Annotated in this window: 18 protein-coding genes and 2 pseudogenes; 10 read left to right on the forward strand and 10 right to left on the reverse strand. The window is 63.2% G+C overall.

Annotated features, from left to right (window positions below; all coding sequences use genetic code 11):
* Positions 1-22 precede the first annotated feature (22 nt).
* The 5 genes from PAN31108_RS15225 to PAN31108_RS15245 all read right to left on the reverse strand — a co-directional run bounded on the left by PAN31108_RS15225 (position 23) and on the right by PAN31108_RS15245 (position 10,668).
* A complete protein-coding gene (locus tag PAN31108_RS15225; RefSeq protein WP_069341595.1) occupies positions 23-661 on the reverse strand; it encodes a response regulator in 639 nt (212 codons plus the stop codon).
* Positions 662-1,082: 421 nt separating this feature from the next.
* On the reverse strand, positions 1,083-2,576 hold the full coding sequence (locus PAN31108_RS15230) for an efflux transporter outer membrane subunit (RefSeq protein ID WP_246183982.1): 1,494 nt from the start codon (positions 2,574-2,576) through the stop codon (positions 1,083-1,085).
* A 223-nt stretch (positions 2,577-2,799) separates the two neighbouring features.
* On the reverse strand, positions 2,800-5,964 hold the full coding sequence (locus PAN31108_RS15235) for a multidrug efflux RND transporter permease subunit (protein WP_150669656.1): 3,165 nt from the start codon (positions 5,962-5,964) through the stop codon (positions 2,800-2,802).
* Positions 5,961-9,158 carry an MdtB/MuxB family multidrug efflux RND transporter permease subunit gene (locus tag PAN31108_RS15240; RefSeq protein ID WP_150669657.1) on the reverse strand — a complete coding sequence of 1,066 codons (3,198 nt, stop codon included), beginning with the start codon at positions 9,156-9,158 and terminating at the stop codon, positions 5,961-5,963. Before PAN31108_RS15240 ends, PAN31108_RS15235 begins: the two co-directional genes overlap by 4 nt.
* Positions 9,159-9,294: 136 nt before the next feature.
* Positions 9,295-10,668, reverse strand: coding sequence for an MdtA/MuxA family multidrug efflux RND transporter periplasmic adaptor subunit (locus tag PAN31108_RS15245; RefSeq protein WP_246183975.1), 1,374 nt, complete (start codon positions 10,666-10,668; stop codon positions 9,295-9,297).
* 607 nt (positions 10,669-11,275) lie between these two features.
* Here PAN31108_RS15245 and PAN31108_RS15250 point away from each other — a divergent pair.
* Both PAN31108_RS15250 and PAN31108_RS15255 read left to right on the forward strand, forming a co-directional pair.
* Positions 11,276-11,995 (forward strand): response regulator, encoded by a 720-nt coding sequence (locus tag PAN31108_RS15250; protein WP_069341591.1) that lies wholly within the window; start codon positions 11,276-11,278, stop codon positions 11,993-11,995.
* Positions 11,996-12,074: 79 nt separating this feature from the next.
* On the forward strand, positions 12,075-13,349 hold the full coding sequence (locus PAN31108_RS15255; protein WP_150669658.1) for an ATP-binding protein: 1,275 nt from the start codon (positions 12,075-12,077) through the stop codon (positions 13,347-13,349).
* 308 nt (positions 13,350-13,657) lie between these two features.
* Here PAN31108_RS15255 and PAN31108_RS15260 read toward each other — a convergent pair whose 3' ends face one another.
* The gene (locus PAN31108_RS15260; protein WP_069341589.1) at positions 13,658-13,948 is read right to left on the reverse strand and encodes an H-NS histone family protein; all 291 of its coding nucleotides are present in this window, start codon (positions 13,946-13,948) and stop codon (positions 13,658-13,660) included.
* Positions 13,949-14,897: 949 nt separating this feature from the next.
* Between PAN31108_RS15260 and PAN31108_RS15265 the strand changes: the two genes are divergently transcribed.
* Both PAN31108_RS15265 and PAN31108_RS15270 read left to right on the forward strand, forming a co-directional pair.
* Positions 14,898-15,497 carry a GNAT family N-acetyltransferase gene (locus PAN31108_RS15265; RefSeq protein WP_150669659.1) on the forward strand — a complete coding sequence of 200 codons (600 nt, stop codon included), beginning with the start codon at positions 14,898-14,900 and terminating at the stop codon, positions 15,495-15,497.
* Positions 15,498-15,729: 232 nt separating this feature from the next.
* Positions 15,730-17,064, forward strand: a complete 1,335-nt coding sequence (locus PAN31108_RS15270) for an MFS transporter (RefSeq protein WP_246183983.1) — start codon at positions 15,730-15,732, stop codon at positions 17,062-17,064.
* Positions 17,065-17,110: 46 nt separating this feature from the next.
* On the opposite strand, the pseudogene PAN31108_RS26790 reads toward PAN31108_RS15270, so the two are convergent.
* The 3 genes and pseudogenes from PAN31108_RS26790 to PAN31108_RS27090 all read right to left on the reverse strand — a co-directional run.
* Positions 17,111-17,527: pseudogene (locus PAN31108_RS26790) on the reverse strand (DUF6691 family protein); the annotation flags it as partial.
* A complete protein-coding gene (locus tag PAN31108_RS15280) occupies positions 17,524-17,976 on the reverse strand; it encodes a YeeE/YedE family protein (protein WP_150669661.1) in 453 nt (150 codons plus the stop codon). The gene PAN31108_RS15280 and the pseudogene PAN31108_RS26790, both read right to left, overlap by 4 nt.
* Before the next feature lie 112 nt (positions 17,977-18,088).
* A complete protein-coding gene (locus PAN31108_RS27090; protein ID WP_150669662.1) occupies positions 18,089-18,496 on the reverse strand; it encodes an ArsR/SmtB family transcription factor in 408 nt (135 codons plus the stop codon).
* Positions 18,497-18,648: 152 nt separating this feature from the next.
* On the opposite strand from PAN31108_RS27090, the gene PAN31108_RS15290 reads away from it, so the two are divergent.
* Positions 18,649-19,518: an MBL fold metallo-hydrolase gene (locus PAN31108_RS15290; RefSeq protein ID WP_150669663.1), complete on the forward strand. Its 870-nt coding sequence runs from the start codon at positions 18,649-18,651 to the stop codon at positions 19,516-19,518.
* Here the strand turns inward: PAN31108_RS15290 and PAN31108_RS15295 are convergent.
* Complete coding sequence (locus tag PAN31108_RS15295; RefSeq protein WP_150669664.1) at positions 19,505-20,422, reverse strand: LysR family transcriptional regulator; 918 nt, start codon at positions 20,420-20,422, stop codon at positions 19,505-19,507. The genes PAN31108_RS15290 and PAN31108_RS15295 overlap by 14 nt on opposite strands.
* A gap of 136 nt (positions 20,423-20,558) precedes the next feature.
* Between PAN31108_RS15295 and PAN31108_RS15300 the strand changes: the two genes are divergently transcribed.
* The 5 genes and pseudogenes from PAN31108_RS15300 to PAN31108_RS15320 form a co-directional block, all read left to right on the forward strand.
* Positions 20,559-20,960 (forward strand): tautomerase family protein, encoded by a 402-nt coding sequence (locus PAN31108_RS15300; RefSeq protein ID WP_150669665.1) that lies wholly within the window; start codon positions 20,559-20,561, stop codon positions 20,958-20,960.
* 205 nt (positions 20,961-21,165) lie between these two features.
* Complete coding sequence (locus PAN31108_RS15305; RefSeq protein WP_150669666.1) at positions 21,166-21,531, forward strand: YXWGXW repeat-containing protein; 366 nt, start codon at positions 21,166-21,168, stop codon at positions 21,529-21,531.
* A gap of 324 nt (positions 21,532-21,855) precedes the next feature.
* On the forward strand, positions 21,856-22,701 hold the full coding sequence (locus PAN31108_RS15310) for an ABC transporter substrate-binding protein (protein WP_150669667.1): 846 nt from the start codon (positions 21,856-21,858) through the stop codon (positions 22,699-22,701).
* Positions 22,702-22,891: 190 nt separating this feature from the next.
* Entirely contained in the window at positions 22,892-23,614 is a 723-nt protein-coding gene (locus PAN31108_RS15315) for an amino acid ABC transporter permease (protein WP_150669668.1), read from the forward strand.
* Between the two features lie 86 nt (positions 23,615-23,700).
* Positions 23,701-24,435: pseudogene (locus PAN31108_RS15320) on the forward strand (amino acid ABC transporter permease); the annotation flags it as partial.
* Positions 24,436-24,490 lie beyond the last annotated feature (55 nt).

A 24,490-nucleotide genomic window follows, 5' to 3' on the forward strand; every position in this document is an offset into this window, starting at 1 on the left:
GTGCACAGGCAAGCCTGAGAGATCAGGTGATGCCCGTGCGCGTGGCGTAGTGATACAGATCGACATCGCGATCGAGGCCGAGCTTGCGCATGGCATTGGTCTTTTGCGAACTGACGGTCTTGACGCTGCGGCTGAGTTGAAACGCGATCTCACTGATGGTCAATCCCGAGACGAACAGCCGCACCACCTCGACTTCACGCCCCGAGAGTTTGGAGGCATCGATTTCGGTGTCGTCGGCCACCGAGTCGTGCAAACGCGTGGCCAGCCCCGCCGGAATGTAACGACTGCCATCCGCAACCACGCAGACGATATCCGCAATCGAACTCTGCTCGTCCAGTTTCGAGAGAATCGAATGCACGCCAAGCTTGAGCATGCCTCGGAGAATCGCCAGATTCTCGAGCATCGTCACGACGATGATCTTGATGTGCGGGAAGTATCGGCGAACGTAGCCGATAAGAAAGAGTCCGTCCTTGAAGTTGCCGCCCGGCATGGAAAAGTCGGTCACGAGAATGTCGCACGGCGACTTGGCCAGCAAATTCACCAACTCCGACGAATTGCCGGCTTCCCCGACCAGATGGATCATTTCCCGCTCTTCGAGCAGACGCCGTATGCCAAAACGCACAATCGGATGGTCGTCTGCGACCACGACATTGATCGTCATCCTTGCCCCCTTTTCTATTCGTCATCTGGCAGACCGTGATGACCGCGCAGATGCGCAGTGCTTCGTGCCGGCCGTCACAACGAAGCGGGTCCATTCTGGCAAAAAGGGATCATGCCGACCGGATGGGAAACGTCACATAGTCATGACGCCGAGGCAGGCTTGCCACGCGGTGTGGTCAAAGAGCGGGAGGCCCGCATGCTGCCCGATAGAGCGGGTACTGCGCCCTAACTGCTTGACGCGACTCGCATGGAGGTGAAATTGCACAGACGCACAGCGACGCCGTTTGTGCTACTCGCGTCACCGGCATTCGGAAGATTCGCAGCACGGGTTTCCGACATTCTGATCGAGAAAGTCAGAATTACCTTAAACACCCGCGCTGGATTTGGTGATCTGGCTGCCGCGAGCCTCGAAATATGCGTAGTTACTCAGGTGCGCCGACACCGGAAGCCTTCGCCACATCCGGCCGGTCTGCCGCAGCGCCGCTTACCGTAGCGCCTTCGTGCGGCAGGCCATGCCAGCCACCGCCAAGCGCCGTGACGAGCAGCACGTTCGCCGTAAACTGTCGGCCGAGGATCGTCAACGCGGTACGTTCCGTGGTGTACGCAGTGGCCTGCGCGGTCAGCACATTCTGGAATCCGACGGTGCCCGCCTTGTACTGGTTGAGGATGAGTTGCGCCGCTTCGCGTGACGACTGCACGGCCTGATTCTGCACGGTGGCCTCGCGTCCCAGATAGTTCAGCGCGGCAAGGTTGTCCTCCACCGCCTGGAACGCCGTGAGAACGGTCTGGCGATACGTAGCGACCTGTGCGTCGTACGCCGCAATGGCGGCATCCGTTTGTGCGCGGCGCAGCCCGCCGTCGAAGAGCGTTGCGGCCAGCGCCGGTCCGACCGACCAGAAGCGGCTCGGCAGCGTCAGCCAGTTGGCGAAGCTGTTGCTCTGGAAGCCGCCCGTCGCCGACAACGACAGCGTCGGGAAGAACGCCGCTTTCGCCACGCCGATCTTCGCATTCGCGGCCACCACCGCGCGTTCGGCGGACGCAATGTCCGGCCGGCGCTCCAGCAACTGCGACGGCAGACTCACCGGCACCGGCGGCAATGCGGCGCGCAATGGCGCCGGCGACAACGAAAAGACGGCAGGCGCCTTGCCGACGAGCAACGCAATCGCATGCTCGAGTTGCGCGCGCGTGACTTCGATATCGAGCGCCGACGCCTGCGCCTGTTGCAGTTGGGTCTGCGCCTGAATCACGTCCGAGCGCTGCGCCACGCCGACGGCATACTGATTCTGCGTAAGCTTGAGCGTCTGCTCGTACGCCGAGACCGTGCGCTCGAGCAGCGCCTTCTGGGCATCCGTCACCCGAAGGTCGAAATAGTTTTGAGCCAGCAGCGCCTGCGCCGACAGACGCGCATTCGCCAGATCCGCCGCACTCGCCTCGGCGCTGGCATTCCCCGCTTCGACCGACCGGCGCACACTGCCCCACAAGTCCAGTTCCCAGCTCGCGGTGCCCGACAAGCTATAGCTGTTCGAGATGCCGCCGACACCCGATCCGCTGATCGCCGTATTGCTCACGCGTGAGCTACTGCGCGTGACACCGGCATCGGCGCCGATCGTCGGGAAAAAGGCGGCACGGGCCTGCGACGCCACCGCCAGCGCCTGGCGATAGTTGGCTTCGGCGATCTTGACGTTCTGATTGTTGATGTCGACCTGCGTCATCAGATCGGACAGCACCGGATCCTGATAGATGGCCCACCAATCGCCCTTGGCGGCCGCATCGCTCGGCTCGGCCAGCTTCCAGTCGCCGGTTTCCTTGAATGCCGCCGGCGTGTCGATGTCGGGACGAACGTAGTCGGGCCCCAACGCGCAACCCGCGAGCCACAGCACAGCACTCGCGGCAAGCCAGGTCGCCGAACGGCGCATGCGCGGCGACACCCCTGTGCTACCGCCATGCCCTCTCGCTTTCGTCGTCTTCACTTTCGTCGCCGTCACGGTGACTTGGGAACGAACGCTGGAGATTGGACGATTCAGGGTACGGGCCATGGCACACATCGGCCGTTCGGCCGTAACAAAGGTTTCGGGAGCCTTGCGGGAGCGCTCGGAGGGGAAGGACGCCGCAGACGAGCGCACATCGCGAATCGCATCATCAACCATGATCGACCTCCCCGACATCGCTGTGACCGGTCTGGCCGCGCGCGCGCCAACGCGCCCAGCGCAGACGCAAACGATCGAGATACAGATACACCACAGGCGTCGTGTAAAGCGTGAGCACCTGGCTCACGAGCAAACCGCCCACAATGGAAATGCCCAGCGGCTGGCGCAACTCCGCGCCGTCGCCCGTGCCCAGCGCAAGGGGAATCGCCCCGAGCATGGCCGCCATCGTCGTCATCATGATCGGACGGAAGCGCAGCACGCATGCCTGGAAAATGGCCTCGCGCGGCGGCAGATTCTGACGTCGCTCGGCCTCCAGGGCGAAGTCGATCATCATGATCGCGTTCTTCTTGACGATGCCGATCAGCAGAATCACCCCGATCAACGCGATGATGCTGAACTCGGTATTGAACAGCAGCAATGCCAGCAACGCGCCCACGCCCGCCGACGGCAATGTCGACAGGATCGTGAGCGGATGGATATAGCTCTCATAAAGCACCCCGAGCACGATATACACCGTGAGCAACGCCGTCAAAATCAGAATCGGCTGCGACGACAGCGCCGACTGGAACGCCTGCGCCGTGCCCTGGAAGCTCCCCTGCACGGACGTCGGCATACCCAGCCGGCTGACCGCATCGTTGATCGACGCCTGCGCCTGCGAGAGCGACACCCCGGCCGGCAGGTTGAACGAAATGGTGCTCGCCGCGAACTGTCCCTGATGCGAGACACCCAGCGCCGTGTTGGTGGGACGATAACGGGCGAACGCCGAGAGCGGCACCTGCGCGCCCGCCGATGTCACCACGTAGATGTCCTTGAGCGATTCCGGGCTCTGCCACCACCGCGGGGCGACTTCCATCACGACTTTGTACTGATTGAGCGGGTTGTAGATGGTCGACACCTGACGCTGGCCGAAGGCGTCGTTCAGCACGTTATCGATCTGACTCATCGTCAGCCCGAGGCGCGACGCCTGATCGCGATCGATGTCCAGCGTCGTCTGCAAGCCTTTGTCCTGCTGATCGGTGTTGACGTCGGCAAGGTTCGGCAGCCGCGAAATCGCGTTACGCACCTTGGGCTCCCACTCGCGCAATTGTTGTAGGTCGTCAGCCTGCAACGTGTACTGATACTGCGCGTTGCTCGAGCGCCCGCCGACGCGAATGTCCTGCACCGATTGCAGGTAAAGCATCGCGCCGGGTTCCTTCGCCAGCTTGCCCCGCAACCGCGCGATCACCTGATCGGCCGTGAACTTGCGCTCGCCCAGCGGTTTGAGCGTGACGAACATCGAACCGCCGTTACGGTTCGAGCCGCCGGTAAAACCGGTCACGGTCGCCACATCGGGGTCCGCCTGCACGATCTTGATGAAGTCCGCGAGCTTCTTCTCCATCGCCTGAAACGAGATCGCCTGATCGGCCTGAATGAACCCGATCATTCGCCCCGTGTCCTGCTGCGGGAAAAAGCCTTTCGGCACCACCATGTACAGCCAGACGTTCAGACAGATCGTAGCCAGCAGGATCAGCAGCATGAGCGGCCCGTGACACAGCGCCCATGCCAGCGAACGTTCGTACTCGCGCAGCATCGCCGCGAACAAGCGTTCGGTCCCGTCACCCATACGGGTCCAGACGGACGGACGCCCGGGCGGCTCCGGCGCGAGCGGGGCGGTGCCTACAGGTACGCCCGGCGCCGGCTTGCCTTTGAGCAGTCGCGCGCACATCATCGGCGTGGTGGTGAGCGAGACGACCAGCGAGACCAGGATGGCCGCCGAGAGCGTGACCGCAAACTCACGGAACAGCCTCCCCACGATACCGCCCATCAGCAGCAATGGAATGAACACCGCCACCAGCGAAATGCTCATCGACAGCACCGTGAAGCCGACCTCACGTGTGCCCTTGAGCGCCGCAGCGAACGGACTGAGCCCCGCTTCGATATGTCGCGAAATGTTTTCGAGCACGACGATGGCATCGTCGACCACGAAGCCGGTCGCGATGGTCAGCGCCATGAGCGACAGGTTATCGAGACTGAAGCCGAACAGATACATGACCCCGAAGGTGCCGATCAGCGAGACGGGCACCGCCACGCTTGGAATCAGCGTGGCGCGCCAGTTCCGCAGGAACAGGAAGACGACCATGATCACGAGCGCGATCGAGATCAGCAACGTGCGCTCGACCTCCTTGAGCGACGCCCGGATCGTCGGCGTGCGGTCCATCACCACGTCGAGGTTGATCGCCGCCGGAATCGATGCGCGCAGATTCGGCAGAATCTTGTTGATGCCGTCGACCGTCTCGATGATGTTCGCGCCGGGCTGCGTCGTGATGATCAGCAGCACCGACGGTTTGCCGTTGGCCGAACCGGCATTGCGCAGGTCCTGAACCGAATCGACCACGTCAGCGATATCGGACAGGCGCACCGGGCGGCCGTCCCGATAGCTCACGATGACCGGCAGGTATTCCCTGGCCGTCTTCGCCTGATCGTTCGCAAGAATCTGCCAGCGACGGTCGCCGTCTTCGAGCGCCCCCTTCGGACGGTTCGCATTGACGGCCTGAATCGCCGCACGCACAGTCTCCAGCGGGATCTGGTACTTGTTGAGCGCCGTCGGGTTGAGTTCGACGCGCACCGCAGGCAGCGAACTGCCGCCCACGGTCACGTCGCCCACGCCTTCGAGCTGCGAAATCTTCTGTGCGAGGATCGTGGACGCCGCATCGTACATCTGCCCGCGCGTCATGCTCTCGGACGTCAGCGCGATGATCATCACCGGCGCGCTGGCCGGGTTCACCTTGCGGTAGGTCGGGTTGCTCGGTAGCCCTGTCGGCAACAGACTGCGCGCCGCGTTGATCGCGGCCTGCACGTCGCGTGCAGCGCCGTTGATATCGCGCGACAGATCGAATTGCAGCGTGATGCGGGTCGAGCCCAGCGAGCTGTTCGACGTCATTTCCGTCACGCCGGCAATCCGCCCGAGCGAGCGCTCCAGCGGCGTGGCCACGCTCGCAGCCATCGTTTCCGGACTGGCGCCGGGCAGCGACGCCGACACCGAGATCGTCGGGAAATCGACCTGCGGCAACGGCGAGACCGGCAGCAGCCCGAAGGCGACGATGCCCGCCAGCGTCACCCCGATGGTGAGCAGAACGGTCGCGACCGAGCGCTTGATGAAGACGGCCGACAGGTTCATCGTACCGGACCGTCCGTCGTGACTGCCGCGCCCGCCGCGCCCGCCCCCCCGCCGCCGGGACCGCCGCGATCGTCGTGATCGCCACCGTGCGAGGTGTCGTCCGACGGCCCGAAACGCCGTTCACGCCATGCCCTCGCACGCAGCGCCCAGCGATCGAACCACAGATAGATCACCGGCGTGGTGAACAGGGTCAGCACCTGACTGACCATCAGCCCCCCGACCATGGTGATGCCGAGCGGCTGGCGCAGTTCCGAGCCGACACCCGAGCCGAGCATCAGCGGCAACGCGCCCAGCACGGCGGCCATCGTCGTCATCAGAATCGGGCGGAAACGCAACAGGCATGCCTGATAAATGGCCTCGCGCGGCGCCATGCCGTGCTCGCGCTCGGCTTCGAGCGCGAAATCGATCATCATGATCGCGTTTTTCTTCACGATACCGATCAGCAGAATGATGCCGATGATGGCAATGATGCTGATGTCGTTGCCCGAGACCATGAGCGCGAGCAGCGCGCCCACCCCGGCGGAGGGCAGCGTCGACAGAATCGTGATCGGGTGGATGTAGCTCTCGTAGAGCACGCCCAGTACGATGTACATCGTGACGACCGCCGCCAGGATCAGCCACAGCGTGTTCGAGAGCGACGCCTGGAAAGCTTGCGCCGCCCCCTGGAACGTCGTCTGCGTGCTCACCGGCAGGCCGATGGACTTTTCCGCCTCCGTGATCGCCTTCACGGCATCGCCGAGCGACGCGCCCTTGGCGAGATTGAACGAGATCGTCGCGGCCGGGAACTGCGCCTGATGGTTGATGGCCAGCGGCGTCGGCTTTTCGACGATCTTCGCGAACGACGTGAGCGGCACCTGCACCCCGGACGTCGAGGCGACGTAGATGCCCTTGAGGGCGTCCGGCCCACGCTGAAAGTCGTCGGCCACCTCGAGCACCACGCGGTATTGCGAGGCCTGCGTATAGATCGTGGAGATCAGTCGCTGCCCGAAAGCGCTGTACAGCGTTTGATCGACGGCTGCCGGCGTGACCCCCAGGCGGCTCGCCGTATCGCGATCGATATCCACGTAGGCTTGCAGGCCGTTGACTTGCAAATCGCTCGTAACATCCGCCAATTGCGGCACATGTTGCAGCTTCTCGACCAGCTTCGGCACCCACACGCCCAGCGTATCTAGACTCGGATCCTGAAGCGTGAACTGATACTGCGTGCGGCTGATGCGATCTTCGATCGTCAGATCCTGCACCGGCTGCATGTAGAGCGCGATACCGGGCACCTTGGCGACTTCGGGCTGAATGCGACGGATGACCTCCGACGCATCGAGCCCGCGCGTTTCCTTGTCTTTCAGGTTGATGAGCAGACGCCCGCTATTGAGCGTGGCGTTCACGCCGTCCACCCCGATGAACGAGGACACCGACTGCACCGCCGGATCCTTGAGCACGGCGGCGACGAGCGCTTGCTGACGCTCGCCCATGGCGGCGAACGAAATGGATTGCGGCGCTTCGGAAATGCCCTGAATCACCCCCGTATCCTGCACCGGGAAGAAGCCCTTCGGCACCCACATATACAGCAGCACGGTCAGCACCAGCGTGCCGAGGGCGACGAGCAGCGTGGCCGGCTGACGATCGAGCACCCATGTCAGCCACTCGCCGTACTTCGCGATGATGCGATCGAACATCGCGCCCGTCTTGCGATAGAACTTGCCCTGCTTCTCCTCCGGCACGTGACGCAGCAGCTTGGCGCACATCATCGGCGTGAGCGTCAGCGAGACGACTGCGGAAATCAGGATCGACACCGCCAGCGTGATGGCGAACTCGCGGAACAGCCGCCCGACCACGTCGCCCATGAACAGCAACGGGATCAGCACGGCGATCAGCGAGAACGTGAGCGAAATGATCGTGAAACCGATTTGTTCCGCGCCCTTGAGCGCCGCCTGCAAGGGTTTCTCGCCCTGCTCCATGTAGCGGGCGATGTTCTCGATCATCACGATGGCGTCGTCGACCACGAAGCCGGTCGCGATGGTCAGCGCCATGAGCGTGAGGTTGTTGATCGAGAAACCGGAGAGATACATGACACCGAACGTGCCCACGAGCGAGAGCGGCACCGCCACGCTCGGGATGATGGTCGCCGAGACGTTGCGCAGGAACAGGAAGATGACCATCACCACGAGCGCGACGGCCAGAATCAGTTCGAACTGCACGTCGGAGACGGACGCGCGGATCGTCGTGGTGCGGTCGGTAAGCACCTGCATGTCGATGCTGCCCGGCAGCGCCGCCTGCAACTGCGGCAACAACGCCTTGACCTTGTTGACGGTCTCGATCACGTTCGCGCCCGGCTGGCGCTGCACGTTGAGCACGATCGCCGGCGTGGTGTCGGCCCAGGCGGCGAGCTTGGTATTTTCCGCGCCGTCGATCACGTCGGCGATGTCGGACAGCCGGATCGGCCCCCCATTCTTATAAGCGATCACCAGGTTGCGGTACTCGTCCGCCGACGCCAGCTGATCGTTGGCATCGATCGTCGACGCGCGCAGCGGACCGTCGAAACTCCCCTTGGCCTGATTCACGTTGGCCGCCGCGATGGACGTGCGAACGTCTTCGATATTCAGTCCGTAAGACGTGATGGCACGTGGATTGACCTGAATACGCACGGCCGGACGCTGCCCCCCCGAGATACTGACCAGCCCGATGCCCGGCAACTGCGAGATTTTCTGCGCCACGCGCGTGTCGACCAGATCCTGAAGCTTCGGCAGCGGCATGGTCTTCGACATGATCGCCAGCGTCAGAATCGGGGTGTCCGCCGGGTTGACCTTGTTGTAGATCGGCGGCATCGGCAGATCGCTCGGCAACAGGTTGCTGGCGCTGTTGATGGCGGCCTGCACCTCCTGCTCGGCGACATCGAGCCCGAGATCGAGCGAGAACCGTAACGTGATCACCGACGCGCCGCCCGAACTGGTCGACGACATCTGATTGAGCCCTGGCATTTGCCCGAACTGACGCTCCAGCGGAGCCGTTACCGAAGAGGTCATCACATCCGGGCTGGCACCCGGATACAGCGTGACCACCTGAATGGTCGGATAGTCGACTTCCGGCAGTGCCGAGAGCGGCAGCAGCCGATAGGCGACGAAACCGGCAAGCAGGATCGCCAGCATCAGCAACGATGTGGCGACCGGTCGGAGAATAAACTGACGGGACGGATTCATTGGCTACGTCGAAAGGCGTCTCTTGAGGGCGTGGCGATGCGTGAGCGCAAATGTGAGCGTGAGCGCGGGGCGATGGCGAGATCCGGGACACGCGCGAGCATGAGCCGACGATGCGCACGCATGCCCGGGAACACCGTTATTGCGCCTGACGGCGATGCGCGCCGCCGCTGCCGTTGCCGTTGCCGTTGCGTTTCTCGCCCGGCGCGCGCGGCGCAACAGCGGCCGCACGGCTCTCGGCCGTGATCACTTCGACCTTGGCCCCGTCACGCAGCTTGTCCATGCCGTCGATCACAAGCTTCTCCCCCGGTTCGATACCGGACTCCACGGCAATATAAGTGCCGTCGGTCGGCCCGACCTTCACCGTCTTGAGCTTGACCGTCTGATCCGGCTGCACGGTATATACGAAGCTGCCTTGCGTGCCGCGCTGCACGGCGGCGCTCGGAATCAGCGTCGCGCCATTAAGCGTGTCGACCAGCATCTTCACGTTGACGAACTGGTTCGGGAACAACATGCCGTCCGCGTTGGCGAACTCGGCCTTGAGCTTGACGGTGCCCGTCGTCGTGTCGATCTGGTTGTCGATGGAGGCGAGCTTGCCCTGCGCCAGCCGGATCTTGCCCGCGCGGTCGAAGGCTTCGACCGGCAGCGTCTGCCCGCCGCGCACGCGCTTCACGACCTTCGGCAGGTTGTCTTCGGGAATCGTGTACACCACCGTGATCGGCGTGACCTCGTTGATGATGACGATTCCGTTGGTGTCGGACGCATGAATGATGTTGCCCGGATCGACCTGGCGCAGGCCGGCGAGGCCCGACACCGGTGCCGTCACGCTCGCATAAGTCAGTTGCAGACGGGCGTTGTCGAGCTGCCCCTGATCGGACTTGACTGTCCCTTCGTACTGCTTGACGAGTGCGCGCTGCGTATCGACCGTCTGTGTGGCGATCGAATCCTGCTTGAGCAACGTTTCGTAACGGGCGAGGTCGAGTTGAGCGTTTTTGAGCAACGCCTGATCGCGCGCAAGTTGACCTTCCATTTGCGTGACCTGCACCTGGAACGGACGCGGATCGATCTCGGCGAGCAATTGCCCGGCTTTGACGAGATCGCCCTCCTTGAAATGCACCTTCATGAGTTGCCCGTCCACCCGCGAATGCACGGTGACGCTACGCGTCGGCGTGACGGTGCCCAGCCCATTGAGGAATACCGGCAGATCCCCGGTTTTCGCCTCAACGGCGGTGACCGGCGTGGCCGGCGCGCCGGCTCCGGGCATGCCGCCCGGGGGGCCGCCACGGCGCCCGCCCGCCTGCGCCGGACCCTGCGCGTTTTGCGAGTGCAGACGGTAGTAGACGCCCCCGGCGATGAGCACGACGATCAACCCGATCACGCCCGGCACGAGCCAGCGGCGCGTGCGCGACGGCGCGGGAGATGTCGAAACCGGTGGTGTCGGCGGCGTCTGCGGTGCAGGCGAACGCTCAGAACCGTTCGGTTTGTCGGAACCGTGGGGACCGTGCTCGGTCATGACTTCCTCGTAACAACGGAGTAGTTAGCGGATTCGTCCGATACGGACGACGTTCTTTTTTAGCGAATTGCTGCGGCGCGACAAACCGCCCGACAGGGCCAAAACGCCCGAGCGGCGGCACACGCGTCACTGGCTGACCAGCATAGCAGACGGCTGTAACAGCTCAATGGGATCGCCTGTTACAACAGCTTTCGCTGTATTGGGTCTCGGAAATATCCGATGCTGCTGAAAGACCCGGCGTCTTCGCGATGGTTCGCAAGTGGCGTCGGATCGCTGCTGCCGGGACGGTGTAGCGCCTTACGACGCCTTGCCGTGCAGTGCCTTGCCGCAGCATTCCCATGACGTAAGACGTGCATTCGGGCGTGCGGCTGGGTGTGCGACAGACGCCCTGACAACGCCGCCGATAACGACCTATCGACGATCACGCAGGGCATCTGATTAAGAGACCGAAGCTTACGTGACGCGAACGAATTTCGTGCGTTATCGAAGCTGGCTCTATTATTACGCAACGTTACAGGCGAGCAAGACTGTAATTTCCGGAAACAAAACACGTGCAAAGCCGCGCAGGGAGGCCACTATCATGACGACACAACCTGTCCGAACGAATATGAAGATTCTTGTTGTCGACGACGATCCCGATTTACGTGACCTCCTGCGCGAGTATTTGAGCCGCCACGGCTTCTCCGTCGCAGTGATGCACGACGGCGAAGGGCTGGCCGCGCGCCTCGAGCGCGAGCGTCCCGCCCTGATCGTGCTCGACCTCATGATGCCCAAGGTCGACGGCCTCACCGCCCTGCGCGACCTGCGCGCCCGCAACGACGACGTGCCGGTGATTCTGCTCACCGCGCGCAGCGACGAGATCGACCGCATCGTGGGACTCGAAATCGGCGCCGACGACTATCTCGGCAAACCGTTCAGCCCGCGCGAATTGCTCGCCCGCATCAATGCCGTGCTGCGCCGCCGCAAGACGCCCGACGCGGCCGTGCCCGAGCAACGTGAAAACTATGCGTTCGGCCCGTTCATGCTCGATTTTCGCAGCCGCACGCTCACCCGCGACTCGCAGTTGCTGACCCTCTCGGACGGCGAATACGGCTTGTTGCGCCTGCTGGTGAACCACGCCATGCAGGTGCTTTCGCGCGAACGCATCATCGAACTGCTTTACGGCGCCGACAGCGACGTCAACGACCGCGGCATCGACGTGCAGATCTGGCGCCTGCGCCGGCTGCTCGACGAAGACGCACAAAGCCCGCGCTTCATCCAGACCGTGCGCGGACGTGGATATATCTTCGTTCCCGACGGCCAGCGCGCCGACATGGCGACCGGTTGATGCGCCGGTCTGACAAGGACTCCGGCATGCAGCCGATTTTGTTTTCGTTACCTTTGACGGCCGACATGCGGAGCCCTGCATGAAAGGCCGTTTCGACACCCTGTTCGGACGGCTCGCGGTGCTCATCATCGCGGCGCTGGTCATCAGTCACTTCTCTTACCTCACGATCCTTCGCAGCGATCACGACGATACGCGCGTGCAGAACGCTGCCGAGCAGATGGCCTTCATCATCAAGGCCGCATCGGAGGTGCATGACGGCAATTCGAACCTCACCTTGCCCGACCTCGTGCAGGTCGTGCCCGTCTCATTCGCCCATGGCGATGTCTTCGAGCCGGCGAGCAAGAATGCGCGTCTGACAACCGAACTCGCCCGCCGCCTGCCCGCCGGCACGCAATTGCGCGTGGAGCGTACGCCGCCGCCGCGCATCTGGGCCCGCCTGCCGGGGCGCGATTACTGGATCGCCACGCCGGTGCTGTCCGTGCGTAATCCGCCGGGGACCGCGACGATCCTGCCGGGTCTGGCGGCCGTACTGGGCATTACCGTCATCTTCGCGCTGTTCGCGGCGTGGCAGTTGCAGCGTCCCGTGCGGGACATGGCCGCTGCGGCCGAGCAACTGGCAACGCATCGCCTTCGAACGCAGGTCAGGGAGCGCGGCCCGCTGGAGCTGCGGCAGTTGACGGAGCGTTTCAATCGCATGAGCCAGGACATCGTGCAGACCGATCGCGAGCGCAACACGATGCTCGCCGGCATCGCCCACGATCTGAAGACGCCACTGGCGCGCCTGCGACTGCGCGCCGAGATGCTGGACGACGTGCAGATGAGCGAAGGCATCACGCGCGATGCCGAATCGATGACCCGTATCGTCGATCAGTTCCTGCTGTTCGCCCGGGGCGTTGAAGTGGATAGCGCCGCGTCCCCCGTCGAAGCCCGCCTTCCGGCGCTCGCCGCGCCGTTCCTCGATCAGGGCTACACCGTCGAACTGGATCTCCAGGCCGGGCCGGGGTTCAAGCTGCGCCAGACGTATCTCGAACGCATCGTGAACAATCTCCTCGATAACGCCGTGACCTACGGGCGCGCGCCGCTGGCCATCCGAACCTCGCAGGACGCGAGCGGTTGGCGCCTGGTGGTCGAAGACAGCGGTCCGGGGATCCCCAACGAAGACATCAATCGCATCGTGCGCCCCTTCGTGCGCCTCGATCCGGCCCGCGGCGGCAACGCACATTGCGGACTGGGGCTGGCGATCGTCGACAAGCTCACCCAGCAATTGGGAGGACGCGTATCGTTTGCCAACCGCCCGAGCGGCGGCTTGCAGGTCACGCTGATGTTCCCGCCTGACGATCCCGGCGCCGAGTAAAACCGTACGCGGTAAGGGATGACGCGGCAGCCGCAATTCACGGTCTCGCCCAGCCGGAATTCTCCCCCAATGAAAAAACCCGCCGTCGATAAACGAACGGCGGGTTTTGACTTTTACGGCACTGCATCACATCAAGCCACAGCCAGGCGATCCGGGTTGGGGGGACAAAGCGACTACTGGGCTGCGCTTTACTGCTCTCAGGGACACGTAGAGATGGCAAGACGCTGTGCGGATGAGGCACAGCGATGTCTGCTCCCCGACCTCCCTGGCATGTGACCGGCAATGCCAGTCCGGCAGATGCCGGCGAATTACTTGATCAGGAACTTCTCTTTATTCTTCCCAACCCACTTCGGCGCGCGGCCGCGACCCGACCACGTTTCGCCGGTCGCCGGATTCATGTACTTGGGCGCAATTTGCGCGCGAACGGCACGGCGACGGCCGTCGGTCGTGGCAAGCCCCAGATCCTTTGCGGTCAGTTCGTATTCCTGGATCTTCTGTTTGACCTGAGCAATGACCTCCGCCACTTCACGGGCGCGAGCCTCTTCGATCTGCTTCTCGATTTTGTCGCGTTGCGCGACGAGTTCCTTATAGCTTGCCATCTGGCGTGTCCTTACATTGTTAAAAATGGATCGCCACTTAAAATAACACGAGTTTTAATAAATTGAAAACCGCATTTCCATCAAATGAGTCTGAGGACGCACAAATCTCATTGAATTGTAGGAGAGACACTTCAGACAATGCTCAACGACCGGGCAGCAATCCCGGATTACCGCGACATCCGCTCCCGCGATAAGCCCGCCGATATTGCGCCGGACAGCCGGCCAATTGCCTTGCGATACGAGAGGAATTGCGTGCCAACTGCTCAGGACTCCACGCAGCACTAACGGTTCACGCACCATGCTGCAAGATATGGAAAGCTTTCCCAGCCTCACATGAGCGAAGCCCCGGCGGCACAACTTCACACATAATTCGACGCATCAAAATATACGATCATAAATATTTAAGCGCATTCCGATCATTCTGTTATCCGAAACACTCTCCAAACACGACCTCTATGCGCCAATCATTCGGACAATTCTCAATGGAGCGCCGCAAATTACGGATAAGTCCAGTTGAGGATTTGACTTGAGGATTAGACGTATTTCTGCACCACGGGCGTGATCGCCCGGGTTCCGCCGGCCGTCGTTCATCCCAATGAACGCCCATCAGGATATCGGGCGGCATATCCGCTCAAGCGCGCATGAGCGTCGGAATAGGTATAAATCGGGACATATTCGACGCATCGGGTTTTGTTGACGTATACGTCAAACTCATACGCCAATCTCATTTCCCGAATCGAAGAAGTTTTCGTAAGATAAGGCGATCGACCGGGCCACTTCGATTCCGGGCGATTCCAGATGATTCCCGCCGGCGACCCCCGGTGGCCGGACCGCAAGGCTTTCGCGGAGATTCATCCCGGCGTTGACATTGGAATTAAGCTTTTACTGATTTACTTTCATTCCGCATTCGCAGTCGGAATCAGCGCGCATTTTCTTTGGATTTGATTGCATGACGACATCGAGGACGGCTTCCGATCCGCAATCGCCTTTCGACACCGAGGCGCCCACGATCACTACGCCGAGATTGTTGCTGCGTCAGTGGCGCACCGACGATTTGCCGAGCTTTGCCGCCCTCAATGCCGATCGCGAGGTCATGCGCCATTTCCCCACGACGCTCGATCGGGCGCAGAGCGACGCCGTCGCGCGGCGTCTGGCGGAGCACCTTCAAACGCATGGCTATGGTCCCTGGGCGGTCGAGATCCCCGGCATCACGGCGTTCGCCGGGTTCGTCGGCCTGATGCGTGTCGGCTTCGAAGCGCCGTTCGTGCCGGCCGTGGAGATCGGCTGGCGGCTGGCGCGGGCGTGGTGGTCGAAAGGCTACGCGACGGAAGCGGCCATCGCAGCGGCACACTACGCCTTCGACACACTCGGCATGCGCGATCTCGTGTCGTTCACGGTGCCGGCCAACGTCCGGTCACGTGCGGTGATGCAGCGCATCGGCATGCACCACTGTCCTGAAGACGATTTCATGCATCCGTTGATTCCCCCCGGCCATCGGCTGCGCCGTCATGTGCTTTACCGGATGGATGCCGACGACCTGATCGCCTGACGCTGCCGGCAAACACCGCGCCGCTCCCCCCGCCGCCCCCCCGCCGCTCCTCCCGCCCACCCCCGCCCACGCCCCGGCGGCGCGGGTTTGGCGGCAAATCACTGATCGACGTCGCGTTTGCGATTGAAGCGAATACTTAAATCGTGGGAAAATCTGAGTCTTTGCGCCAGCCGTCTCCCCCATCGTGTCGCGCGCCGTCATCATTCCGCTCATCATCGCCTGCGCCTTGTTCATGGAGAACATCGACGCCACGGTGATCACCACGTCGCTGCCGGCCATGGCGCGCGACCTCCATCAGGATCCGATTTCGCTGAAGCTCGCGCTCACCGCCTACGTGGTGGGGCTGGGCATCTTCATTCCGATCTGTGGCTGGGTCTCCGACCGCTTCGGCGCACGCAATGTTTTCCGTACGGCCATCGGCATCTTTATGGTGGGGTCGATTCTGTGTGCGGTGTCGTTCACATTGCCGACGTTCGTTTTCGCGCGCTTCCTGCAAGGGGTCGGCGGCGCGATGATGGTCCCGGTCGGTCGCCTCGTGATCTTCCGCGCCGTTCCCAAGCACGAGCTGGTCAAGGCAATCGGTTATCTGACGATGCCCGCTCTGCTCGGCCCCGTGATCGGCCCGCCGCTGGGCGGTGCGATCACCGCCTACCTCCATTGGCGCTGGATCTTCTTCATCAATATTCCGGTGAGCCTGCTCGGCATCTATCTGGCGGGCAAGTACATCGACAACGAGCGCGGCGGCGACGCCGGCCGCCTCGACACGCCCGGCTTCATCCTTTCCGCGCTGGGCAGCGGGTTGTTGATGCTGGGACTCGCGATGATCGGCGAGCATCAGGTGAGCGATACGGTGGTGATCGCGATGTGTATCCTCGGCGCGCTGTTCATATATGCCTACTGGCTGCACGCCAATCGCGTGCGGACGCCGCTGCTCGACTTTCGTCTGATGCGCATACCGACGTTCCACGCGAGTGTAGTCGGCGGATCGCTCTTCCGGATCGGGCTGGGCGCCGTGCCGTTCCTGTTGCCGCTCGCGTTGCAGGAAGGACTTCACATGGACCCGTTCGAGTCCGGCATGATCACCTGCGCCTCGGCCTTCGGCGCGATCTTCATGAAAGCGATCGCCCAGCGTGTATTGGCAAGATACGGTTTCCGCCAGGTGCTGATCGTGAATGCCGCACTGGCGGGGCTGGCGCTCGCGTCCTACGGGTTGTTCACGCATGACACGCCGGTGATCGTCATGCTGGGTGTCGTCGCGTTCGGCGGTTTCTTCCCTTCGCTGCAATTCACGTGTCTGAACTCGATCGTCTACGCCGATATCGCCGGCGAGGACGCGAGTCGCGCCACGAGCCTCGCCAGCGTCGTTCAGCAATTGTCGCTCGGCCTCGGGGTGACGATTTCCGGGATGGTCTTGCAGGCGAGCAGCCGGCTGGCCGGTCACGATCAACTGATGGCGAGCGACTTCCTGCCAGCGTTTCTGGTGATCGGGCTGTTCTCGCTGCTGTCGATTCCGGTGACGCGACAGTTGCCCGCCGACGCGGGTAAGGAACTGGCCCGCAAGCCCTGACAATGTCTTCCACCGCCTTTGGCGCGTCGCCCCTTCTTGTGCCCGGTCGGGTCACGATGGCGTGCATCGCCATGCCGGCGAGCATTGCGGCGACAAACAGCAGCGCCTTGCCTGAGCCAGCGCCGAGCAGCACCAGCGCCGGGCCCGGGCAAATTCCGGCGATCCCCCAGCCCAGGCCGAACAGTAATGCACCGACCACCAGTCGCTTGTCGACGCCCCCAAACCCCTGCAAAGCCGGCCAGACGCGCGGCTCGCCAGTCCAGGCCAATGCGTGGGCGCGCGCCAGCCGGAACCCCACGAGACCGACGGCTACCGCCCCGCCCATCACGAAGGCCAGCGAGGGATCCCACTCGCCCGCAAGATCGAGAAAACCGAGCACCTTAGCCGGATTCGCCATGCCTGCGAGCATCAGCCCCAGTCCGAAAACGAGCCCGCCGAGGAACGCAAAGATCAGCTTCTTCATACCGCACCTCCCCCAACGCCGCCCGGCAAATGACGCACGACGTACACGGTCAGAAAGCCCATCGCCATGAAACATAGCGTGGCGACGAGCGAGCGCCGCGACAGGCGCGACAGGCCGCAAACACCGTGGCCGCTCGTGCATCCCGAGCCCAGACGCGTGCCGAAGCCGACCAGCAGGCCCGCCGCGAGCAGCATCGCCGTACTTGCGTCGATCTGCGCTTCGGGCGCCACCGCCACCACGCGATAGGCCCAAGGCGCGACCATCAATCCGAGGACGAATGCCACGCGCCATCCGACATCCCCCGCGCGAGGACGCAACAGTCCCCCCACAATGCCGGAGATGCCCGCGATGCGCCCCAGGGACAGCATCAGCCAGACGGCCGCCACGCCGACGAGCACGCCACCGGCGAGCGATGTCCAAGGGGTGAAGTGAATCGTGTCGAGTGTCATGACAGTCAGCTCCTGTGGCGACAGCGAAGGCAAACGCCTGAATCTGGCGAACCGGACGAACGGTGTCAGGCGGGAAGACCGGTCGGCATCACGTGACGCCTCATGCGATCCCTCATGTTTTCGGGCAGAACTGATCGTAGAGACAGGCCAACACGGCGAGCACGGCGCCATCGGCGACCGCGTAGTAGATCCGTTTGCCGTCGCGCCGCGTCGTCACTAGCGCTTCGCTGCGCAGGACGGCGAGTTGCTGAGAAAGCGTGGGTTGCCGGATATCGAGCTGCGCCTCCAACGCCCCGACCGACAGCTCGCCTTGCGTGAGCTGGCAAAGGATCAGCAAGCGGTCTTCGTTGGCGAGCGCGCGCAGCAACGTCGAGGCCTGCCGGGCGGCCGTGCGCAGACGCGTGACATCGAGCGACGCCGCATCGGTGGCAGGAGTGGCAGGGGCGATAGGGGCAGCAGGGGCAACAGATACGGCGGGCGGGGAACGCTCGAGGGGGGATAGCGTAGTGGCTCGTGGCATGGCAGGATCGATGGCAAATCAGGACATCCGCAAGTGGCGGGGAGCGACAACATGTCGCGCCCCGTTGAGCGCTGTCACACGATGTCACGCACAGCGCGGACACTTTACTGATTTATAATATATTAATCGATAAACTTTTGCAGGAGCCGGTCATGTCAGCCACGCCAGCACACATCGAAGCCTTCTTCGACGCGATCACCTCTACCGTGACGTATGTCGTATTCGATGCGCCGGGCGGCCGCGCGGCGATCATCGACCCGGTACTCGACTACGATCCGAAGGCGGGTCGCACGCATACCGGCTCGGCAGAGCGTGTCCTCGAATTCGTGGCGGCACAGCGGCTCACCGTCGACTGGATTCTGGAAACGCATGCGCACGCGGACCATCTGTCTTCCGCGCGCTGGCTCAAGGAACGCGTGGGCGGATGCATCGCCATTGGCGCGCATATCCGCGACGTGCAGCACGTCTTCAAGAAGCTGTTCCATCTGGGCGCCGATGTCCCGCCGGACGGCTCGCAGTTCGATCATCTGTTCGAAGACGGTGAGACGTTCGCCATCGGCGCCTTGCAGGCCAGAGCGATGTTCGTGCCGGGTCATACGCCAGCCGACATGGCGTACCAGGTCGGCGACGCGGTCTTCGTGGGCGACACGCTTTTCATGCCGGATGTCGGCACCGCCCGTTGCGATTTTCCCGGCGGCAATGCCCACACGCTGTTCCGTTCGATCAAGCGTCTGCTCGCGCTGCCGGAGCACACGCGTCTGTACATGTGCCACGACTACCCGCCGGCCGGGCGCGCCGCCAACTGGCAGACGACCGTGGGCGAGCAGCGTCGCGCGAATATCCATGTGCACGACGGCATCGACGAAGACGCTTTTGTCGCCATGCGCGAAGCCCGCGACCGCACACTGGACATGCCCACGCTGATCCTGCCTGCCGTACAGGTGAATATTCGCGCCGGCGACATGCCGGCGCCGGAAGCGAACGGCACGCGTTATCTGAAGATTCCGCTCAACGCGCTGTAAGCCCGGCAGACGCCGTCAGTTGCGCCGCCAGTGCATCGCGCGCCTGCGTGACCCACTCGGGTTCGCCGCGGCGCGCGGGCAGCAGATGAAATTCGGCATCCGGCAGCGGCGGCAGGCGCCGCCCCCGCATCAAGGTGTCGATACGCGCGAGCGACGGCCCCATGGCCGACGCATTCAGGCATGCCACGCCCAATCCCGCATTCAACGCCAGTTGCAATCCCGCCACGCCCGACGCCACGTGCGCGATGACGTACGGTACCCGTTGCTCGTCGAGCCATTGCGTAGTGAAACGATGCAGCGCGCAGGTGTCGGGCAGCACCAGCAGCGGTAGCGGCGCGTCGTCGTCCAGCACAACGTCGGAAGACGCAACCCAGCCGAGCGGCTCTCGCCCGAGCGTTCGCGTACCGGCAACGGCATCGCGACCGAGCGACTTGCCGAGTATCCGCATCGACAGCCCGATGTCGAAGTCTCCGCTGTCGTAACCGCTCTCGATCACACCGCTTTTCAGAATCGTGACGTGAATGCGTAGCGACGGATAGGCCACGCCGAGATGCCGCAGCATGCGTGCGACTTCGCCGGGACGGAAGTAATCGGTGATCGCCAGCCGCAATTCCCCGGCGAGCGAAAATCCACGCACGTCGTGCCATGCGTGTTCCGATTGCGCAATCAACTGCCTGGCGTGTCCCAAAAGACGCTCTCCCGCCGGCGTCGTCGACACGCCCTGCTTGCCGCGCGTGAACAACGTCACGCCGGTGCGCTCTTCGAGCTTGCGTATCTGTTCGCTGACGGACGACTGCGACAGAAACACGCGCGGCGCGGCAGCCGAAAGACTCCCCGCCTCGGCAACCGCGACGAAGGTTCGCAACTGGTCGAAATCGAATCCGGGCGCCATGATACCATCCATTTATTAAACCGATGGATAGCATCGTATATTCCCGCTTTTCCGATGTCAAACCATTCCTTAGACTGAAGTCACTGCCTCCATCGATCGCGCTTCACCGATCGTTCTTCATCGACCGCTTTGCTTAAGGAGCCTCACCATGCCGCACATCGTCCTGCAACTCTCGGGCACGTCAGACGACACCCTGACCCGTCGCGCCGTGCGCGCCGTCTCGCAACTGACCGTCGACACGCTGCACAAGGCGCCGGAAGTGATCGCCGTGACCGTCGACTACATTCCCCACGAACGCTGGTTTATTGGCGGCGCGCCGCTCTCCGAACAAGGCAAGAATGCGTTCCATCTCGATATCAGCGTGACGGACGAGACGAACACGAAAGCCGAAAAGGCGTTGTTCATCTCGCAGGTGTTCGAAACGCTCTCGGAGTTGCTCGGCAACGTTCACCCGTGCTCCTACATCCACGTGATCGACGCCCGCGCGGCGGCCTACGGCTATGGAGGACGCACGCAGGAGTACCGGCACCAACGCGCTCCGTCGCTGTGAGCGCACCGATCGATGTCGTCACACGACGCTGGCGAAACCGGCAATCCCGAAGGGCTGCCGATGTCGCCCCCTTCGTTCTTGCGAACTTTTGTGGCCTGGCACGAAACATTTTCAACACTTTTTTACGACTATTCATTTCGTGACCGACGCGTCCCGCACGTACGATGAAGGCGTACCAAAACTTCGCTTTCAAGGGGACGGAGAAATGAAAAAACTGACGTTGACCATCGCGCTCGTCGCTGCAACGCTTGGCGGGGTCGCCGTTGCGCCGGCGCACGCGCAAGTGGGCGTTTCGATCAGCATCGGCGCCCCGCCGCCGCCGCGTTATGAACCGGCACCCCCGCCACGCGCCGGCTATGTCTGGGCGCCGGGCTTCTGGGACTGGGACGGCCACCGCCATGCGTGGCGCGCCGGCCACTGGGAACGCGCCCGCCCGGGCTATGCCTACCGTGCACCGGCGTGGCGTCAAGGGCCGCACGGCTGGGAGCTGAACCGTGGCGGCTGGGATCATGGTCCCGGCCCCGATCATCATGACCACGGCCACGGGGGCGGTCGCGACCGTCGCGGTTGAGGCGTTCGTCGTGAGATCCCCGGTGCCTCGTCGTTCGTATGACCGCGACGCTACAGCGGTTAAAGGGCGGGCTATAGCGCTATAGGGCTATAGGACGTCCGGCCGTAAGCAGGTCCTGTAGTCACGAGAACGCCGGCGCTTATCTGCGCCGGCGTTTTGCTAAGGAAAATCGGTTGGTTGGGCGTGCGCGCCTGCGCCGTTATCGTTGACGTCCGCTCGCTGCTACCCGCAGCCGGGTCCCCGTCGATGTCTGTCCACACGCTTTGCATATGTCGACGACCTCGGGACCACCACGGACCAACGAAAAACGGAGCCCAACAGGCCATGCAAAACAACATTCGCCAATCCCGCGCACGTCGCGCGCTCTCGACCATCGCCGCCGCATTGCTCGGCGTAGCCGCCCTCGCGCCGCTCGCCGCACATGCCGATAAGCTCGACGACATCAAGAAGGCCGGGGTGCTGCGCGTTGCCACGTTCGACAGCAATCCACCGTTCGGCTATGTGGACGGGAAATCGCACAAGATCGTCGGTCTCGATGTCGATTACGCCAAGGCGCTGGCCGACAAGCTCGGCGTGAAGCTGGAGCTGCAACCGACCAACCCGGCCAACCGCATTCCGTTCCTCACCTCGAAGAAGGTCGACCTAGTGCTGGCCAACTTTACGATCACGGACGAACGTGCCAAGCAGGTCGACTTCAGCATTCCCTATTTTTCCTCGGGCCAGCAATTCCTTGCCAAGAAGGGCACGCTGTCGTCGCCGGACCAGTTGAGCGCGTTGCGCATCGGTGCGGACAAGGGCACGACGAACGAGATCACGCTGCGTGAGAAATTCCCGAAGGCGACCATCGTCGCGTTCGACGACACGCCGTTCGCTTTCGCCGCGCTGCGCACGGGCACCGTGCAAGCCATCACGCAGGACGGGCCGAAGCTCGTCGGCCTGCTCGCCAATGTGCCGGACAAGCAGAACTACGAAATTCCCGCGTTCACCATCTCCAACGACTACATGGGCGTTGGCGTGCCCAAGGGCGAGCCGCGTCTGACCGCATTCGTCAACGACACGCTGCGCGACCTGGAGAAGGACGGCACCGCCGCCAACATCTATGACCGCTGGTTCGGCCCGAAGTCGCCTCAGCCGCTGCCGCGTCTGTTCAAGATCGGCGACAAGGCATAAGGCGCAAGTCGTCGCCCTCACCGTCTGACGCTTGCCCGTCGGCCTGGCCGGGGCGCATGGGATGAGAGCCCCATGCGCGCCCGGCCGATTGCATTGCCGATGGCACCGGCGATCGCAATGCTCGCTGCATCGCGTGTTGCATCGCTTGTTCCCTCGTGCCTACTGCCTGCTTTGCCTCGGAATTCCCGTCATGATCGACTGGCTCGCCCCGAAGTATCTCGGTTGGCTGCTCAACGGTTTCGCAGTCACGGTCACACTGGCCGCCGCCGCGAGCGCCGCCGCGACGTTGCTCGGCTTCGCGCTGGCCGTCGCCCGGAACTCGGCCAACCCGCTCTTCGCCCGTCCCGCCGCCACGTTCGTCGCGCTCATGCGCAACACACCGCTGCTGGTGCAACTGTTCTTCTGGTATTTCGGCGTGGCTGCGTTGCTGCCCACGGATGCCGTGCAATGGCTGTCTCAAACCCACGTGTGGCACGTCGTGCTGTTCGATATCCGCTGGCCGACGCTGGAAACCCTCGCGGGCTTTGTCGGCCTGACGATCTACACGACGGCCTTCATCGGCGAAGAGATTCGCGCAGGACTGCGCGGCGTGCCCGCCGGACAAACCTACGCCGCCGCCGCGCTCGGTCTTGGCCGCCTCGCGATCTTCCGTCACGTCGTGCTGCCGCAGGCAGTGCGCATCGCCTTGCCACCGCTTTTCGGGCAGTACATGAACGTCGTGAAGAACTCGTCGCTGACGATGGCGATCGGTCTGGCCGAACTCTCGTACGCGTCGCGTCAGGTCGAGACGGAAACTTTCAAGACGTTTCAGGCGTTCGGTATCGCCACACTCCTCTATATCGGCGTGATCGCACTGATCGAAGCCGTCAGCATGGCCACGACGCATCGCCATGCGGCCGCGCCGTCGCGTTGATCGCGCGGTGCTACGTCTTTTGATCCGTCCTCTCACTTCGATGCACGTCGCCAGCGTCTTCGCCATGAACCCGCAATGAACCCGCCATGAACTTCGCCGCCGTACTCGACAACCTGCCCTACCTGCTCTGGGGCGACTTTCCCGACGGCCCGCTCTCGGGCGCGGCGCTCACGCTCGTGCTCGCCACGGTAAGCGCCATCGCCTCGGGCCTGCTCGGTCTGGCAGGCGGCATCGCACTGGCGATGCTCAGCGGCCCGAGGCGATGGGCGCTCACGTTCGTGATCGGGTTCTTCCGCGCGATCCCCGTGCTGATGCTGATCTTCTGGACGTATTTCCTGCTGCCGATCCTGTTCGGCGTGAACGTTCCCGGCCTCGCCACCGTGGCGTGCGCCCTCGCACTGATCGGCGGCGCGTATCTCTCGCACACGGTCTACGCCGGGATTCGCGGTGTGGGCACCGCGCAGTGGCAGGCCGGCATGTCGCTCGGTCTCACGCGCGTGCAGACACTGCGTCACATCGTATTGCCGCAGGCGCTGCGCATCATGACGCCCTCGTTCATCAATCAGTGGGTATCGCTCGTGAAGGACACCTCGCTGGCATACATCGTCGGCGTGGCCGAACTGTCGTTCGTCGCCACGCAGGTCAACAGCCGGCTGATGGTGTATCCCGCCGAAGTGTTCGCGTTCGTCGCACTGATCTACTTTGTGATGTGCAGCGCGCTCGAATGGCTGTGCACGCGATTGCTGAGCAAGCCACGGCGCGTGCCGTCTGATGAAGACGATGCGCAGGTCGCCAGGCAAGACGCAACGAAAAAGCCCCGGCGGTTTCGGCAACGCATCGTGTCGATGCTGCTGCCGACCCCGCCGGGGCTCACAC

It is taken from the genome of Pandoraea anhela (assembly GCF_902459655.1).
GTDB lineage: Bacteria > Pseudomonadota > Gammaproteobacteria > Burkholderiales > Burkholderiaceae > Pandoraea > Pandoraea anhela.

Excerpts from the sequence above, each read along its gene's own strand:
- PAN31108_RS15250 (WP_069341591.1), top strand. The coding sequence starts at position 11,276 with ATGAAGATTCTTGTTGTCGACGACGATCCCGATTTACGTGACCTCCTG.
- PAN31108_RS27090 (WP_150669662.1), bottom strand. The coding sequence starts at position 18,496 with ATGCCACGAGCCACTACGCTATCCCCCCTCGAGCGTTCCCCGCCCGCC.
- PAN31108_RS15260 (WP_069341589.1), bottom strand. The coding sequence starts at position 13,948 with ATGGCAAGCTATAAGGAACTCGTCGCGCAACGCGACAAAATCGAGAAG.
- PAN31108_RS15305 (WP_150669666.1), top strand. The coding sequence starts at position 21,166 with ATGAAAAAACTGACGTTGACCATCGCGCTCGTCGCTGCAACGCTTGGC.
- PAN31108_RS15235 (WP_150669656.1), bottom strand. The coding sequence starts at position 5,964 with ATGAACCTGTCGGCCGTCTTCATCAAGCGCTCGGTCGCGACCGTTCTG.
- PAN31108_RS15315 (WP_150669668.1), top strand. The coding sequence starts at position 22,892 with ATGATCGACTGGCTCGCCCCGAAGTATCTCGGTTGGCTGCTCAACGGT.
- PAN31108_RS15240 (WP_150669657.1), bottom strand. The coding sequence starts at position 9,158 with ATGAATCCGTCCCGTCAGTTTATTCTCCGACCGGTCGCCACATCGTTG.
- PAN31108_RS15245 (WP_246183975.1), bottom strand. The coding sequence starts at position 10,668 with ATGACCGAGCACGGTCCCCACGGTTCCGACAAACCGAACGGTTCTGAG.
- PAN31108_RS15225 (WP_069341595.1), bottom strand. The coding sequence starts at position 661 with ATGACGATCAATGTCGTGGTCGCAGACGACCATCCGATTGTGCGTTTT.
- PAN31108_RS15300 (WP_150669665.1), top strand. The coding sequence starts at position 20,559 with ATGCCGCACATCGTCCTGCAACTCTCGGGCACGTCAGACGACACCCTG.
- PAN31108_RS15255 (WP_150669658.1), top strand. The coding sequence starts at position 12,075 with ATGAAAGGCCGTTTCGACACCCTGTTCGGACGGCTCGCGGTGCTCATC.
- PAN31108_RS15290 (WP_150669663.1), top strand. The coding sequence starts at position 18,649 with ATGTCAGCCACGCCAGCACACATCGAAGCCTTCTTCGACGCGATCACC.
- PAN31108_RS15295 (WP_150669664.1), bottom strand. The coding sequence starts at position 20,422 with ATGGATGGTATCATGGCGCCCGGATTCGATTTCGACCAGTTGCGAACC.
- PAN31108_RS15265 (WP_150669659.1), top strand. The coding sequence starts at position 14,898 with ATGACGACATCGAGGACGGCTTCCGATCCGCAATCGCCTTTCGACACC.
- PAN31108_RS15230 (WP_246183982.1), bottom strand. The coding sequence starts at position 2,576 with ATGCGCCGTTCGGCGACCTGGCTTGCCGCGAGTGCTGTGCTGTGGCTC.
- PAN31108_RS15310 (WP_150669667.1), top strand. The coding sequence starts at position 21,856 with ATGCAAAACAACATTCGCCAATCCCGCGCACGTCGCGCGCTCTCGACC.
- PAN31108_RS15280 (WP_150669661.1), bottom strand. The coding sequence starts at position 17,976 with ATGACACTCGACACGATTCACTTCACCCCTTGGACATCGCTCGCCGGT.
- PAN31108_RS15270 (WP_246183983.1), top strand. The coding sequence starts at position 15,730 with ATGGAGAACATCGACGCCACGGTGATCACCACGTCGCTGCCGGCCATG.